The sequence below is a fragment of the Burkholderia sp. HI2500 genome, from assembly GCF_002223055.1.
Lineage (GTDB): Bacteria > Pseudomonadota > Gammaproteobacteria > Burkholderiales > Burkholderiaceae > Burkholderia.
This window is the reverse complement of the sequence record NZ_NKFL01000004.1, coordinates 707,926-723,997: the sequence shown is the minus strand read 5'-3', so window position 1 is coordinate 723,997 and position 16,072 is coordinate 707,926. Positions and strand designations below refer to the sequence as shown.

The window sequence follows — 16,072 nt, the reverse complement described above, 5'->3', positions numbered from 1 at the left end:
AGCGTCGCCCCTGCGCGGGGCGGCGGTTACTTTTCTTTGTCTTGCCAAAGAAAAGTAACCAAAAGAAAGGCGCTATGAGAACGCAAGACCTCCCGGTGCCGTGGCACTCGGAGTGGATCGCGCCTAAGTGTCCGCGCCAGTCTAGAACGCGGAGTGGTTCGAGCAATGGTTCTGACACCTCCCACCACCCTACAGAGCGGTATACCGCCCGCTAGCTCCGCCCTCGCTTCGCTCGGCCGACAGGGACACCCCCTCCAGTAACATCTGAGGCCAATCAGCTCCAGCAATCACATGCGAGCACCCCGGACTCAGCGAATCAAGGCTACCCTCATTCGTCAGGAAAAAGGGACGCAGCATGCACTCTACGTGCCCATACCGTTATCCAACACTCACCGATGGCAAGCAGTCCGATCGGTACGAATGGTGTGAGAAAAGAGGGTTGCGTGCTTTGCTGATGCTGCGCCGGCACAAGCAGGGAGCGCATGCAACGCGACGTAAAGTACCTTGCAGCCGAGCGTAGCGAGGATGGAGCTGGCGGGCGGTATACCGCTCTGTTGGGTAGTGGAGGATGTCAGAACCATTGCTCGAACCACTCCGTGTTCTGGACTGGCGCGGACACTTAGGCGCGGTCCACTCCGCGCACTACGGCACCGGGAGGTCTTGCGTTCTCACAGCGCCTTTCTTTTGGTTACTTTTCTTTGGCAAGACAAAGAAAAGTAACCGCCGCCCCGCGCAGGGGCGACGCTAATAGACCGACAAGACAGCAGGTGCTTCACGAAAACCGCAAGCGAACCACCAAAAGAACAAAATCACCCTTTATCACCGCGCTCGACGAGCGCCCCACCCCGAGGCTCGCCGCCGCCCCCGGTCTGCTTCTCGAGCCAGGCTCGCCGATCCTCCCGAGGCGTGACTCCAAACCTTTCGCGGTAAGCGTTAGAAAAGTGCGCAGCAGAAGAGAACCCACAGGCGAGAGAAACTTGAACAACCGACTTGCTAGTCCGCTGCAACTGAGTCCGAGCCTTGAGCAACCGAAGATTGAGGTAATACTTGGAGGGCATCGCCCCGAGATACTGTCGAAAGAGCCGTTCCAGTTGCCGGCGTGACACGCCAACGAGCTCGGCTATTTCATCGGTGGTCAACGGATCCTCGACATTGGCTTCCATCAAAAGCAAAGCGTCATTCAACCGAGGATGCCGCTCGCCCGGCGCAGTCACAAAAGGAATCCGCTGCCGCTCCTCGCCGCTCCGCAAAGTCCCGGCGCCGAGCGCATCGGCGATCCTCTCCGCGAGATCCGGCCCATGTTCCCGGCCAATCATGGCCAGCATGAAGTCAACGGTGGCTTGCCCACCCGCACAGGTAGCCCGATCGCGATCGATCTCGAAGATTTGCTGCGTGACGATCGACCGCTCGAACTGTTCGGCGAACTGCTGATACGTCTCCCAGTTCACGCTCACGCGATACCCGGAAAGCTGCCCGGCCATGGCCAGCCACCACACGCCATGATGAATGCCGGTCACGACAGGCGTGCGCTGCCCCACCCTCGCGAGACTCGCGAGAAACAACCGATAGTCGGCAAACTGCTGAAACCGCTCCGACACGACGATGACCCAGTCACACGCGATCGCATCGTTGAACGCCGCATCGGCATGCCACTGCGCGCCGCCGGCGAGCGGCACCGGCCGCCCGTCCCACGAACACACCTGCCACCGATACAGCAGCCGCCCGTCGATCTCGTTCGCGAGATTCAGCGCATCGACGATCGGACCCACGCCCGACATCGACACGGGCGGCAATGCAACGATCGCCACCTGCGTCGTGCGGGTGGCGCCTGCGGGACGAGACACCGGTACCACGGTCGAAACCTGCCCTGTCGCGTTACTTGAGACTGCCCGACAGGAACTGCTTCAGCCGCTCGCTCTGCGGGCGGACCAGCACTTCCTTCGGATCGCCCTCTTCCTCGGTCCGCCCCTGATGCAGGAACATCACGTGGTTCGACACGTTGCGCGCGAAACCCATCTCGTGCGTGACGACGATCATCGTGCGGCCTTCCTCGGCGAGCTTCTGCATCACCTTCAGCACTTCGCCCACCAGCTCCGGGTCGAGCGCCGACGTCGGCTCGTCGAACAGCATCACGTCCGGATGCATCGCCAGCGCCCGTGCAATCGCCACGCGCTGCTGCTGGCCGCCCGAAAGATGCGACGGATACTGCTTCTCGACGCGCGGCGGCAAGCCGACCTTCTCCAGGTACTCGCGCGCCCGCTCCTCGGCTTCCTTCTTCGAAATGCCGAGCACGTGCACCGGCGCTTCCATCACGTTCTCGAGCACGTTCATGTGCGCCCAGAGGTTGAAGTGCTGGAACACCATCGCGAGCTTCGTGCGGATGCGCTGCAGCTGCTTGTGATCGGCGACTTCGAGCGCGCCGGCGCGGTCGGTCTTCGTGCGCACGGCCTCGCCGTCGACGACGATCTGCCCCGCATTCGGCCGCTCGAGAAAGTTGATGCAGCGCAGGAACGTGCTCTTGCCCGAGCCGCTCGCGCCGATGATGCTGATGACGTCGCCGGCCTTCGCGTTCAGCGACACGCCCTTGAGCACTTCGTTGTCACCGTAGCGCTTGTGAATGTCGACCGCGGCAAGCTTGGTGGAAGCGGCAGCGCTCGTTTGAGTGATCTCGGCCAACTGGCTCTCCTCGAAGTGATTCAATGACGGGCGGCCGCGAGATACGCAAGCCAGTGGCGCTCCGCGCGGCGAAACGCCGCGACGAGTGCGAACGATACCGCAAGATAGATCAGCGCGGCGATCCCGAACGACTGGAACGCCATGTAGGTCGCGGAATTCGCGTCACGCGCGACCTTCAGGATGTCCGGCACGGTCGCGGTGAACGCGACAGTCGTCGCGTGCAGCATCAGGATCACCTCGTTGCTGTACAGCGGCAGCGCGCGGCGCAGCGCCGACGGCAGGATCACGCGGCGATACATCGTGAACGGCGACATCCCGTACGCCCGTGCAGCCTCCACTTCACCGTGCGGAATCGCGCGGATCGCACCCGCGAAGATCTCCGTGGTGTACGCGCAGGTATTCAGCGCGAACGCGAGAATCGCGCAGTTGAAGCCGCTGCGGAAGAACGCGTCGAGCAGCGAGTGCGATCGCACGAACTCGAGGCTGTACATGCCCGTGTACAGCAGCAGCAACTGCACGTAGAGCGGCGTGCCGCGGAACACGTACGTGTAGAACCGCACCGGCGTCGACACCCACTTGTTCTTCGACACGCGTGCAACCGCGAGCGGCACCGCGCACACGAAGCCGAGCGAAATCGATGCGACGAGCAGCCACAGCGTCACCGCGAGGCCGGAGAGGCGCTGGCCGTCCCAGTAAAGGAACGCCTGGCCGAATTCCTGGAGAATTTCGATCATAGATCTGCGTGCCGCACGCCCATGGAATAACGCTTCTCGAGCTGGATCAGCACGAGGTTGGAAACGGTCGTGATCGCGAGATAGATCAGCGCCGCGACGAGGATGAAGAAGAACATGTTGAACGTGCTCTTGCCGGCGTCCTGCGCGGCCTTCACGACGTCCGCGAGGCCGATGATCGACACCAGCGCGGTGGCCTTCACGAGCACCTGCCAGTTGTTGCCGATCCCCGGCAGCGCGAAGCGCATCATCTGCGGAAACATGATCCGCGCGAACACGCGCGCGCCGCTCATCCCGTACGCCGCGCCGGCTTCGAGCTGGCCGCGCGGCACCGACAGGAACGCACCGCGGAACGTCTCGGTGAAGTACGCGCCATAGATGAAGCCGAGCGTCAGCACGCCGGCCACGAACGGGTCGATGTCGATCTGGTCCCAGCCGACGAAGTCGGTGAACTGGTTCAGCCAGATCTGGATGCTGTAGAACAACAGCAGCATCAGGACGAGATCGGGCACCGAGCGGATCAGCGTCGTATAGCCGGTCGCGATCGCTCGCAGCACCCGGTTGTGCGACAGCTTCGCCACCGCGCCGATCAGCCCCAGCGCCACCGCAGTGGCGAGCGACAGCACCGACAGCTCGATGGTCTGCACGGTGCCGGCCCAGAGGACAGGACCAAAGCCGTAAAGGAACACGCGCGTCTCCAGAGTTGGAATGGATGCCGACGCGTCTGCCTGTCCCGCGCCGGGCTGACGCGGATAGTCGCAAGCGAAATTGATTGCCTCAAACCACCTTGCGCGTGATTGCTGCGTCGCAACAATCCGTCCCATCATTTGCAACCACGGCGTACGCCGCTGTTTCAAAAGGAAAAAAGCCGCTTCCTGACAACCGGATAACCGGCGGGGAAGCGGACTTTTTGCAATTTTCCGGTCGCTTTTTCGATATAGCGCCGAAGGAGGCTGCGGCTACGCCTATCGCCCCTTCAGGATGTCGGAGCGCGAAGTCGTATAGACAAGCCCGTCCGGGCCGAAATGGACGTTGAAGAATGCGTCGGTGTTGACGCCGTCCTCGAGCCAGCGCCAGCTCCAGACGATCTCGGGCTTGAGCGGATACTGCGCGATGTCGCCGGGCTTGCCGAGCAGGCGCCGCACCTCGTCCTCGTTCATCCCGGGGCGCACCTTCGCGAAATTCTCGGCGGTCAGCACCTGCGTCGCGCCCGTGTAGCGGCCGTTCGCATCGAGATCGACGAACCACGTCTGGTTGCCCATCGGGCCGCGCGGGTATTCGAGCCGCTTCGAACCGTCGGTGAAGTCGCGCTCGGTCTCGGGCTTGCCCATCGTGCCGCGCACGTCGGCCTCGGTCGATTCGCCGACCTTCAGCCCCTTCAGCAGCAGCGGCGCGGGCTTGATCGCGTTGAAGAAATCCCTGATACGTTGCACGCCGAGATTGCCTTGCTTGTCGTCGCAGCCGGTCAGCGCCAGCGCGGCGGCCAGCATCGTCACGGGAAGCAGCCGGAAACGGAAATTCATCGGAAGAAATGCGCGTCGAGAAAACACGCGGCAAGGATACCCGCGCAGCGCCAAAAGCGCGAGACGGGCGCGCGGCCCGTCTCGCGTTCAATGCATCGTTTCGGTTTCAGTCTCGGCCCGGGTCGTGCGGCTCGTCGCTTGCGGCGCCCGTGGCACGGCCGGCGGCACGTCGATACGGCGCCGCGTGCGCACGAGTTCGGCCAGTTGCCACGAACCGAGCGCCAGGCAGCCGAACAGCACCTCGCGGCCGCGCTTGACCAGCGCGAGCGACAGCGCCGTCTCGCGGTCGACGCCGAACATCTGCGCGAGCAGCACGACGGTCGCCTCCTGTACGCCGAGGCCGCCCGGCACCATGAATGCCGCATGGCGCACGGCCTGCGCCATCGCCTCGATCGCGATCGCGCCGCCGATCGACACCGGATGGCCGAGCAGCGCGAGCGCCCAGTAGATCTCGAGCGCGCCGAGCACGTAGCCGGCCAGCTGCCAGAAGAATGCGCTGAACAGCAGGCCCGTGCGCGACATCAGCCCATCGATGTCGGCGTCGAGCCGCTTGCCGTCGACGCCCTGCAGCAGCCGGTGCGAATCGCCGAGCAGGCGGCCCGCGAAACGCTCGATCGCATGGAAGATGCCGCCACGGCGCATCAGCACGACGCCGAGCACCGGCAGCGGCAGCGTGAGCAGCAACGCGAGACCGATCGTGCCGCCGCCCATGCTGTCCGTCGTCGCGAGCAGCAGCACGAGACCGAGCGCGGCGAACGCATACTGGACGACGATCGTCACGAGCAACTCGACGATCACCGATGCCGTCACGCGGCTCGCGTCGGGCACCTGCCAGCGCGCGAGGCGGATGCCGACGATCTCGCCGCCGATCCCGACCACCGGCAGCAGCCGGTTCACGGCCTCGCGCACGGTCGCGATCCACCACAGGAAGGGCAGCGACGAGCGCTTGTCGAGCAGCAGGTGCCACGCGTAGGCGTCGAGCAGCAGCGGCAGCGCATGAAACGGCACGAGCCACAGCAACGCATAACCGGCGCGCGCGAGCATCTGCGACACGTCGCCGATGCCTTCGTGCAGCCCCAGCGCGAGCAGGATGCCGATGCCGAGCGGCCAGCCGAGCCATTTGATCCACTTGGTCATGACGGCTGCGCTCCCGGTGCGCGCGACGCCGGCGCGGCGCGCCGTGCGGCGGGCTGGCCGAACACGTCGGCAAAGCCGCCGGTCGCGACGCCCGCCGCCTTCAATGCGGCCGCGACGCGCGGCGACAGCAGCGCATCGAGTTCGTCCGCCGGACGGTAGCCGGCCATCGTCGGCGTGATCGGGCCGTCGCCGGCCTCGGCCGGATGGCAGTAGATCTCGCCGACACCCGGCGGCAGCTTGGCGAGCGCATCGAGCAGCACGGCCTCGTCCATCGCGCCCGTATGCTCGATGCCGACCACGTAGTCGTTGTGCGCGAGCCCCGCGCGGTCGAGCCGCGCGCGCACGAGCGCGATCCACGGCTTGAGCAGCGCGGGCGCGCTCGTCTCGTACGGCAGCCGCACCGCGCGCAACCCGTAGTCGCGGCCGATCTCGATGATCAGCGACAGGACGGTCGGATGCAGGTGGAAATGCTTGTGCGCGTTCACGTGGTCGAGCGGCAAGCCGCTCGCCGCGAACGCGTCGAACTGCGCGCGAATCTCGCGGCGCAGCTGCGCCCGCACGTGCGGCAGGAAGAAGAAGCGGCAGCCGTCCTTCGCCATCGCATCGCCGAACCGCCCGTCGGGGCCGACGAGCGCGGGAATCTCACGTGCGGGCAGCGTGGCCGGCCCGTCCGCGAGGACGAGATGCAGGCCGACCGCGAGCGACGGCAGCCGCCGCGCGCGCTCGATCGCATCGTGCGCGGCGGGCGCGCCGACCATCAGGCTGGCGGCATTCAGCACGCCGTCGCGGTGCGCGCGCTCGACCGCCGCGTTGACACGCGGGTGCAGCCCGAAGTCGTCCGCGGTGAAGATCAGCGCCCGCGCCGCCGGCTGCGTCGCCATGAATCAGGCCTCGTGTGCGCGCAGGAAGCGGAAGAACTCGACACCTTCGCGCAGGCGGCGCTTCATCATGTCCCAGCTCGTCAGCATCTCGCGGACGATCTCCCAGATCTTCGACGGGCGGAAGTAGAACTGGCGATAGAACTGCTCGAGATGGTGATAGATCTCGTCGCGCGAGAGGTGCGCATAGCCGATCGCCGCGAGCTGCACGCCTTCCTTGCTCACCAGGTTGATGGTCTTGTTCTCTTCCATCCAGCCGTTTTCCACGGCCTGCTTGTAGAGCGTCGTGCCCGGATACGGTGCGGCGAGCGAGACCTGGATCGTGTGCGGATTGATTTCCTTCGCGTACTCGATCGTCTTCTTGATGGTCTCCTGCGTCTCGCCCGGCAGGCCGAGGATGAAGGTGCCGTGGATCTTGATGCCGAGCTTCTTGCAGTCCGCGCTGAAGCGGCGCGCGAAATCGGTGCGCACGCCCTTCTTGATGTTCACGAGGATCTGGTCGTCGCCGGATTCGAAGCCGACCAGCAGCAGGCGCAGGCCGTTTTCCTTCATGACCTTCAGCGTCTTGTACGGCACGTTCGCCTTCGCGTTGCACGACCACGTGATGCCGAGCTTGCCCAGGCCGATGGCGATGGCTTCAGCGCGCGGCAGGTCGTCGGTGAAGGTGTCGTCGTCGAACATCAGTTCCTTCACTTCCGGCATGTTGTCGCGGATCCACTTCGCTTCCGCGAGCACGTTCTCGACCGAGCGCGTGCGGTAGCGATGGCCGCTGACCGTCTGCGGCCACAGGCAGAAGGTGCAGCGCGACTTGCAGCCGCGGCCCGTGTAGATCGACACGTACGGATAGTTGAGGTAGCCGATGAAGTAGTTGTCGATCTTCAGGTCGCGCTTGTAGACGGGCGCGACGAACGGCAGTTCGTCCATGTTCTCGAGGATCGGACGCGCTTCGTTGTGCTCGATCGAGCCGTCCTTCGCGCGCCAGCTCAAGCCCTTGATCTCGGGGAACGGCTTGCCTTCGGCGATTTCCTTGCAGGTGTAGTCGAATTCCTCGCGGCACACGAAGTCGATTGCGTCACTCGCCGTGAGCGAGTTGTGCGGATCGACCATCACCTTCGCGCCGACCATGCCGACCAGCATCGACGGCTTCATCTTCTTCAGGTCCTGCGCGAACATCGCGTCGGTCGGGAACGACGGCGTGCTCGTGTGGATGATCACGAGGTCGTAGTCGTTGGCGATCTTCAGCGTTTCCTCGACCGACAGGCCGTCGGCCGGTGCGTCGACGACGCGGCTGCCCGGCACGAGCGCGGCCGGCTGCGCGAGCCACGTCGGATACCAGAAGGAACGGATTTCGCGCTTCGCCTGATAGCGCGACCCGGCTCCGCCGTCGAAGCCGTCATACGAAGGGGCCTGCAAGAACAGCGTTTTCATGAATGCTCCGGTAGCCTGCATAGTTCGATTCGTCACAACGATTCAGTCAAAAAACCGCGGGCCGCCCTGCCGGCGCCCGCCTCTCTGTCATGTCGCGCCGCGCGGCCTCGCCGCGCAGCGCGTCTCGGCCCTCGGGCCGGGTTCGGTCGGAACGGCCCTAGCGGCCGTCCACTGCTTCCACCGCCGCCGTCGCGCGTTCGCCGCCGACGACCGTCATCCTCGCGCCGCGCCACACCACGTGCGTGCCGAACACGGCCGCGAGCCACTCGAGCGCGAGCAGCGTGTCGCGCACCGCGACGAGCGGCAGGTCGCGCCAGAACGCGCGCCAGCCATCTTCACCGCGGGCGTGCAGCACGAGCCGCCCGAACGCGCCCACCACGGCCGCCCAGCCCGCCAGCGCGCCGGCGAAGGTGCCGTCGAGGCGCAGCGCGAGCGCCGCGCCGATCGCGAGCCACGGCACGGTAAACGTAATGAACAGGAACGCGAAGCCGGCCGGGTTCAGCGAACGGATCGTGCGCAGCCAGCGCGTCTCGCGGTGCCACAGCGGCCCGAACGACGGTTCGATCACGTCGGTCGCGACCTCGACCTCCGACAGCACGGTGCGTCGCCCGAGCCGGCGCGGCAGCTCGGCCAGCCAGAAATCGTCGGCCAGTTCGTCCTTCAGCGCGGGAAAGCCGCCGATCCGGTCGAGCGTGTCGCGCGTCAGCGCGAGCGTCGCGCCGAAGCCGAAGCGGCTCGAGCGGCCGAGGTGCGTGATCCGGACCGACGGGGCGAACCATGCGTCGACGAACTGCGCGCCGATCCGCGTCCAGAACCCGCCGACGCTGCGCGCATGATACAGGCACGTGACGACACCGACCGACACGTCGGCGAGCGGCGCCGTCACGCACTCCAGATAGTCGGGCTTCACCGCGATGTCGCTGTCCGCGATCACGATGCGGCCGTACTTCGCGCGCTCGGCGAGGTTGATCAGGTTGCTGACCTTCAGGTTCTTGCCGTGCACGCGCGCGTCGATCACGAGCGTGATGTCGCACTCCGGATAATCGGCGCGCAGCCGTTCGACCACGGCAATCGCCGGATCGGCCGCCGACGCGACGCCGAACAGCACTTCATACCGCGGATGGCGCTGCTCACAGAACGTCGCGAGGTTTTCGTACAGGTGCGGCTCCGCGCCGCACAGCGGCTTGAGCACGCTGACCGGCTCGAAGCCGTCGCGCACGGCCGTGCGCGGCGTACGCGGCCGCGGTGCGAACGCGGCGACGAGCGCATAGCCGGCCGCGGCCAGCGTGAAGACGATCAGGAGCCAGTCGAGCATCGTTGCGGTTGCCGTCATGCGCGACGCCTCCCGGCGACCTGAACGCCATGGAGAACGCTTGAGCATGATTGAGCGTGATTCGGTATTCCGACAACGACGAACGCGGGCACGACCCGACTCCTTGTTCCAGCAGCGCCTGTATATGAGGGAGGCTCGGCCCATCCTTCGGATACGGCCATGCCCGGCTTCGCGTGGTGCATCTCCGCGCGACGCCCGGACGGGATGCGGGAAGATTCGTATGGCTACCTTCGGCACAACATGGGTAGGCGCCGGATTTTAGCAGCCTGCGGCACCCCGCGCTCGGCGCTACGAGAAACGGACTGGTGCAATTCCGGCAAAGCTGCGCAGTCGGCGAACCATTTGGGCGCACCCGCGTTCACGTTAGCGTAAGCGGTTTGCAGGCGTATTGCAGTCTTGAAAAGACTACGTTTCGTGCAAATTTGTACGTCGATGCGGATTCACATCCAATCGCCGTAAAGAACGGTAATTAATCGGCGATTAGATTGATTTTTGCAACGACCGCCGAATTCGACCCTGCACCCCTGAACCGCGCATGGGTATCGGGCCGCCGCCAGCACGTTCCGGAACCCTTTGGCAAAATCCTTGGCATTTGTTGCGTCAGCGCATCACCGCGCGCGCCCCTTTCGAAGGCCATCCGATGACTCCGTTTTCCGTACTCGATCTCGCCCCCATTCCGGCCGGCGCCGACGCCTCCCAGGCATTCCGCAACACCGTCGATCTCGCGCAGCACGCGGAGCGCTGGGGTTACCAGCGCTACTGGCTCGCCGAGCATCACAACATGCCCGGCATCGCGAGCGCGGCAACGGCCGTCGTGATCGGCCATGTCGCGGGCGCCACGCGGACGATCCGGGTCGGGTCGGGCGGCATCATGCTGCCGAACCACGCGCCGCTGGTGATCGCCGAGCAGTTCGGCACGCTCGCGTCGCTGTATCCGGGGCGCATCGACCTCGGCCTCGGCCGCGCGCCCGGCACCGACCAGACCACGTCGCGCGCGCTGCGCCGCGACCTGATCGGCAGCGCCGACTCGTTTCCGGATGATGTCGCCGAGCTGCAGCGCTACTTCGCGGAGCCGGTGCCCGGCCAGCGCGTGCGCGCGGTGCCCGGCGCAGGGCTCGACGTGCCCGTGTGGCTGCTCGGCTCGAGCCTGTTCAGCGCCCAGCTCGCCGCGATGCTCGGGCTGCCGTTCGCGTTCGCGTCGCACTTCGCGCCCGATTACCTGATGCGCGCGCTCGAGATCTATCGTGCGCAGTACCGGCCGTCGGCCGCATGGCCGAAGCCGCATGCGATGGTCGGCGTCAACGTGTTCGTCGCCGATACCGACGACGAGGCGCGGCGCCTGTTCACGTCGCTGCAGCAGCAGTTCATCAATCTGCGGCGCGGCACGCCGGGCAAGCTGCCGCCGCCGGTCGACGTGCTCGAGGCAAACGAGCTCGAACTCGCGACCGTTGCGCATTCGCTGTCGTTCGCGGCGGTCGGCTCGCGCGACACGGTGCGCGACAAGCTGCGCGACCGCATCGCGCAGACGGGAGCCGACGAGCTGATCGTCACCGCGCAGATCTACGATCATGCGGCACGGCTGCGCTCGTTCGAATTGACCGCGCAGATCCGCGACGAGCTCGCGAGCGAAGCGCGCTGACGGCGCGCGCCCGGGCCGCCTGCGGCCGGCCCCGCATCACTGCGGGTGCACGGCCTCCAGCCCGTCGAGCAGCGCCTTGTGGAACGCGTCCGGATCCTGGATCTGCGGCGCGTGGCCGAGCGCCGGGAACTCGACGAGCTGCGCGCCGGGGATCGCCGCCTGCGTGCGCTTCGCGAGTTCCGGGTAGCGGCCGAGCTTCGCATGCACGTCGGGCGGCGAGACGTCCTTGCCGATCGCGGTCGTGTCCTTGTCGCCGATCATCAGCAGCGTCGGCACGCGGATCGCGCCGAGTTCATAGACCACCGGTTGCGTGAGGATCATGTCGTAGATCAGCGCGGAGTTCCATGCGACCGCGTCGCGACCGACGCCACGGTACATCCCGGCCAGCATCTGCACCCAGCGCTCGTACGACGGCGACCACTTGCCCGCGTAGTACGTGCCCTGCTCGTAGCGGCGAATGCCGTCGGCCGTGGTCTTCAGCTCGCGCGCATACCAGTAGTCGACCGGCAGCGGCGGCACGCCGAGCGCCTTCCAGTCCTCGAGGCCGATCGGGTTCACGAGCACGAGCTGGTCGGTCGCCTTCGGATACATCAGCGCGTAGCGCATCGCGAGCATCCCGCCCGTCGAGTGGCCGACGATCGTCGCCGACTTCACCCCCACCGATTCGAGCAGCGCATGCGTATTGCGTGCGAGCTGCTGGAAGCTGTACTGGTAACGATCGGGCTTCGACGACTTGCAGAAACCGATCTGGTCCGGCGCGATCACGCGATAGCCGGCGCGGCTCAGCACGCCGATCGTGTCCTCCCAGGTCGCCGCGCAGAAGTTCTTCCCGTGCAGCAGCACGACGGTGCGGCCGTTCGGGTGGGCCGGCTGCACATCGAGGTAGGCCATCTCGAGGGTTTCGCGCTGCGACACGAACGTGTAGAGATGCACGGGTGCCGGATAGGCGAACCCTTCCAGGCGCGGGCCATACACGGGCCCGTCGTTGCCGGCGGGCGATGCGGCGGCGGCCATGGCAGGCACGGCGCACGCGACGGCGACACCCGCGCCGAGCACGGCGGCGCGCGCGGCAAACAACATCTTGCGAATCGAAAGCATGGCGATCACGGTGATTGGAGACGCACGCGGGCGGCCGGGCCGTCTCGCGCCCCGCGATTCTACGCGGTCGCGCTGACGACGGCGCGCAACACTCCGGCGCCGCGCGACTTCCGCGCCCGCGACGAACTCGGGTATCGTGTGACGTGACCCTGAAACGCGTGCAGGCGCTTCCCATGAAAAACGTCCTCAGCATTCAGTCGCACGTCATCTACGGCCATGCCGGCAACAGTGCGGCCGTGTTCCCGATGCAGCGCCTCGGCGTCAACGTCTGGCCGCTCAATACCGTCCAGTTGTCGAATCACATGCAGTACGGTCACTGGGCCGGCAGCGCGATCGATGCCGCGAAGATGGAGCAGCTCGTCGACGGCATCGCGGCGATCGGCGCACTCAAGCGCTGCGACGCCGTGCTGTCCGGCTTCCTCGGTTCGCCGCCGCAGGCGCGTGCGGCTATCGAGATCGTCCGCTCGGTGAAGGCGATGAACCCCAACGCGTGGTACTTCTGCGATCCGGCGATGGGCCAGACGGGCGGCATCCGGCCCGAGCCCGGCGTCGAAGAATTCATGGTTCAGGAGGTGCCGGCGCTCGCGGACGGCATGTCGCCGAACCACACCGAACTGCAGAAGCTCGCCGGGCGGCGCATCGAAACCGTCGCCGAAGCCGTCGAAGCCTGCCGCTCGCTGATCCGTCGCGGCCCGCAGATCATCCTCGTCAAGCACCTGCACGACCGCAACAGCCCCGCCGATCGTTTCAACATGCTCGCGGTCACCGAAACCGAAGCGTGGATCGGCCAGCGCCCCCTGTACGCGTTTCCGCGCCATCCGGTCGGCGTCGGCGACCTGACCAGCGCGATTTTCGTCGCCTGCCGGCTGCGCGGCGACTCCGTGCGCGCGGCATTCGAGCACACGCTCGCGGCCGTGCACGCGGTCGTGAAGGCCACCTACGATGCGCGCCGCTACGAGCTCGAACTCGTCGCCGCGCAGGACGAAATCGCGCGCCCGAGCGAATGGTTCGGCGCGTGGGTCACGGACGCCTGACACGCCGGCATCGCCCTGCGCTTCAACGGCGCGCATCCCGCGCCGCATCGCTTTCCCGCCTCATCCCTGCCGCACCGCGACCGCTGGCGACATTCGCCCGACGCCGCTTCGATATCGCTTCGACGCGGATGCAAACGTTTCCGGACTTCACATGAATGACACCGATTTCTCGCTATGCTCGCGGCGGCACCACCCGGCGCAGCCGCATCCTGCGACCCGGGCGCGCCCTTCCAGCAGGTCCTGCCAATCGGCTCCCCCCTTTACCGCACGATAACGACCATGACCCGATCGAACCGTCGTGACTTCCTGCGCGTCGCTGCCGGCACCGCCGGCGCCGCCGCGCTGAACCTGTTCCCCCCCGTGATTCGCGATGCGCTTGCGATTCCCGCGAACCGCCGCACCGGCACCATCCGCGATATCGAACACATCGTGATCCTGATGCAGGAGAACCGCTCGTTCGACCACTACTTCGGCACGATGCGCGGTGTCCGCGGCTTCGGTGACCCGCGTCCGCTGCGCCTCGCGAACGGCAAGTCGGTGTTCCACCAGCCGGTCGGCCCGGCCGAGCTGCTGCCGTTCCACCCGGGCGCGGACAAGCTCGGCCTGCAGTTCCTGCAGGACCTGCCGCACGGCTGGCAGGACATGCACGCCGCCTGGAACAAGGGCCGCTACGACCAGTGGGTGCCGAACAAGGGCACCACGACGATGGCGTACCTGAAGCGCGACGACATCCCGTTCCACTACCAGCTCGCCGACGCGTTCACGATCTGCGACGCGTACCACTGCGCGATCCCGAGCTCGACCGACCCGAACCGCTACTACATGTGGACGGGCTACGTCGGCAACGACGGCACGGGCGGTGGCCCCGTGCTCGGCAACGAGGAAGCGGGCTACGGCTGGACGACCTATCCGGAAGTGCTCGAGAACGCCGGCGTGTCGTGGAAGATCTACCAGGACGTCGGCACCGGCCTGAACGCCGCCGGGTCGTGGGGCTGGACGCAGAACCCGTACATCGGCAACTACGGCGACAACTCGCTGCTCTACTTCAACCAGTACCGCACCGCGCTGCCCGGCACGCCGCTGTACGACAAGGCGCGCACCGGCACCAACATCAGCGCGGGCGGCACGCTGTTCGACATCCTGCAGCAGGACGTGAAGAACGGCACGCTGCCGCAGGTGTCGTGGATCTGCGCGCCGGAAGCGTATTCCGAGCACCCGAACTGGCCGGCGAACTACGGCGCGTGGTACATCGAGCAGGTGCTGAAGGCGCTCGTGTCGAACCCGGAGGTATGGAGCAAGACCGCGCTCTTCATCACGTACGACGAAAACGACGGCTTCTTCGACCACGTGCAGCCGCCGTTCGCGCCGCAGTCGCGCGACAACGGGCTGTCGACGGTCGCGACGACCAACGAGGTGTTCCCCGGCGACGCATCGCACATGGCCGGCCCGTACGGGCTCGGGCCGCGCGTGCCGATGCTCGTCGTGTCGCCGTGGACGAAGGGCGGCTGGGTCTGCTCGCAGACCTACGATCACACGTCGCTGCTGCAATTCATCGAGGCACGTTTCGGCGCGCAATACCCGGTCAAGGCCGGCAACATCTCGCCGTGGCGCCGCGCGGTGTGCGGCGACCTGACCGCCGCGTTCGATTTCGCCACGGCCGATGCCGGCTGGCCGACGTTGCCGGATACGAGCAGCTATGCGCCGCCCGACCGCCTGCGCCATCCCGACTACATCCCCGTGCCGCCGGTGCTGCAGAAGCTGCCGAAGCAGGAGGCCGGGCTGCGTCCGGCGCGCGCGCTGCCGTACGAGCTGTTCGTGCACGGCCGCGTCGAATCGGTGAACGGGCTGTTCCGGCTGACCTTCGCGAACACGGGCCGGGCAGGCGCCGCGTTCCAGGTACAGTCGCGCAATCGCCTCGACGGCCCGTGGGCGTACACGGTCGAAGCCGGCAAGCGGATCGCCGACACGTGGAGCGCCGCGGCGTCGCTCGGCCTGTACGACCTCGACGTGTACGGCCCGAACGGCTTCTACTGCCATTTCCGCGGCCCGTTCGCGACCGGCGTCGGCAGCGCGAACGTGAACCCCGAGGTGATCTACGGCTACGACGTCGCGAACGGCAACATCACGCTGCGCCTGATGAACCGCGGCCACAAGGCCGTGCGGCTCAAGGTCACGAACGCGTACGGCCACGGCCGCGCGCGCACGTTCGACCTCGCACCGGGCCAGCACGTCGACGACTACTGGGATCTGCGCGGCAGCCACGGCTGGTACGACCTGACCGTCAGCGACGGCCGTCTGCTCGGCTTCCTGCGCCGCTTCGCGGGGCACGTCGAAACCGGCCGCCCGAGCACCAGTGATCCCCTGATCCGCACGCACGCATCGCACGACGATGCCGAAGCCGCATCGGACGCCCTGTCCGACTGACGGCGTCGCGTGCGCGGCGCGGCCCCGGCGGGCCGCGCCGCCTTCCTGTCTCCCCCTCCTCTCCGCCCGCTCCGTTCGCGACGGGAAACTCCCGATACCGGCTGCCGCCGCACGCGCGGAAGCTATGCGCAAATCCGCACCGAATGCGCGGCGAATTGCCAAGACCCGGGC

General features: G+C 66.6%; 13 protein-coding genes. 3 read left to right on the top strand and 10 right to left on the bottom strand.

What is annotated here, in order from left to right; all coding sequences use genetic code 11:
* Positions 1 to 809 precede the first annotated feature (809 nt).
* From CFB45_RS06015 to hpnI, 9 genes are all read right to left on the bottom strand, one after another.
* Positions 810 to 1,853, bottom strand: coding sequence for a GlxA family transcriptional regulator (locus CFB45_RS06015; protein ID WP_089424883.1), 1,044 nt, complete (start codon positions 1,851 to 1,853; stop codon positions 810 to 812).
* A gap of 22 nt (positions 1,854 to 1,875) precedes the next feature.
* A complete protein-coding gene (locus CFB45_RS06010) occupies positions 1,876 to 2,676 on the bottom strand; it encodes an ABC transporter ATP-binding protein (RefSeq protein ID WP_039348269.1) in 801 nt (266 codons plus the stop codon).
* 20 nt (positions 2,677 to 2,696) lie between these two features.
* Positions 2,697 to 3,410 carry an ABC transporter permease gene (locus CFB45_RS06005; protein ID WP_011351456.1) on the bottom strand — a complete coding sequence of 238 codons (714 nt, stop codon included), beginning with the start codon at positions 3,408 to 3,410 and terminating at the stop codon, positions 2,697 to 2,699.
* The gene (locus CFB45_RS06000) at positions 3,407 to 4,096 is read right to left on the bottom strand and encodes an ABC transporter permease (RefSeq protein ID WP_011351455.1); all 690 of its coding nucleotides are present in this window, start codon (positions 4,094 to 4,096) and stop codon (positions 3,407 to 3,409) included. Before CFB45_RS06000 ends, CFB45_RS06005 begins: the two co-directional genes overlap by 4 nt.
* 276 nt (positions 4,097 to 4,372) lie before the next feature.
* On the bottom strand, positions 4,373 to 4,930 hold the full coding sequence (locus CFB45_RS05995) for a hypothetical protein (protein WP_089424882.1): 558 nt from the start codon (positions 4,928 to 4,930) through the stop codon (positions 4,373 to 4,375).
* 87 nt (positions 4,931 to 5,017) lie between these two features.
* Positions 5,018 to 6,067, bottom strand: coding sequence for a lysylphosphatidylglycerol synthase domain-containing protein (locus tag CFB45_RS05990; protein ID WP_089424881.1), 1,050 nt, complete (start codon positions 6,065 to 6,067; stop codon positions 5,018 to 5,020).
* Entirely contained in the window at positions 6,064 to 6,948 is an 885-nt protein-coding gene (gene hpnK / locus CFB45_RS05985; RefSeq protein WP_089424880.1) for a hopanoid biosynthesis-associated protein HpnK, read from the bottom strand. The genes CFB45_RS05990 and hpnK overlap by 4 nt, the downstream gene beginning before the upstream one ends.
* A 3-nt stretch (positions 6,949 to 6,951) precedes the next feature.
* Entirely contained in the window at positions 6,952 to 8,394 is a 1,443-nt protein-coding gene (gene hpnJ / locus CFB45_RS05980; protein WP_306426918.1) for a hopanoid biosynthesis associated radical SAM protein HpnJ, read from the bottom strand.
* A 136-nt stretch (positions 8,395 to 8,530) separates the two neighbouring features.
* Positions 8,531 to 9,706: a bacteriohopanetetrol glucosamine biosynthesis glycosyltransferase HpnI gene (hpnI, locus tag CFB45_RS05975; protein WP_089424878.1), complete on the bottom strand. Its 1,176-nt coding sequence runs from the start codon at positions 9,704 to 9,706 to the stop codon at positions 8,531 to 8,533.
* Positions 9,707 to 10,346: 640 nt separating this feature from the next.
* Between hpnI and CFB45_RS05970 the strand changes: the two genes are divergently transcribed.
* Entirely contained in the window at positions 10,347 to 11,345 is a 999-nt protein-coding gene (locus tag CFB45_RS05970; protein WP_089425872.1) for an LLM class flavin-dependent oxidoreductase, read from the top strand.
* A gap of 36 nt (positions 11,346 to 11,381) precedes the next feature.
* On the opposite strand, the gene CFB45_RS05965 is transcribed toward CFB45_RS05970, so the two are convergent.
* Complete coding sequence (locus tag CFB45_RS05965) at positions 11,382 to 12,443, bottom strand: alpha/beta fold hydrolase (RefSeq protein WP_089424877.1); 1,062 nt, start codon at positions 12,441 to 12,443, stop codon at positions 11,382 to 11,384.
* A gap of 173 nt (positions 12,444 to 12,616) precedes the next feature.
* Between CFB45_RS05965 and pdxY the strand changes: the two genes are divergently transcribed.
* On the top strand, positions 12,617 to 13,477 hold the full coding sequence (pdxY, locus tag CFB45_RS05960; protein ID WP_069249245.1) for a pyridoxal kinase PdxY: 861 nt from the start codon (positions 12,617 to 12,619) through the stop codon (positions 13,475 to 13,477).
* Positions 13,478 to 13,756: 279 nt separating this feature from the next.
* On the top strand, positions 13,757 to 15,901 hold the full coding sequence (locus CFB45_RS05955) for a phosphocholine-specific phospholipase C (RefSeq protein WP_089424876.1): 2,145 nt from the start codon (positions 13,757 to 13,759) through the stop codon (positions 15,899 to 15,901).
* Positions 15,902 to 16,072 lie beyond the last annotated feature (171 nt).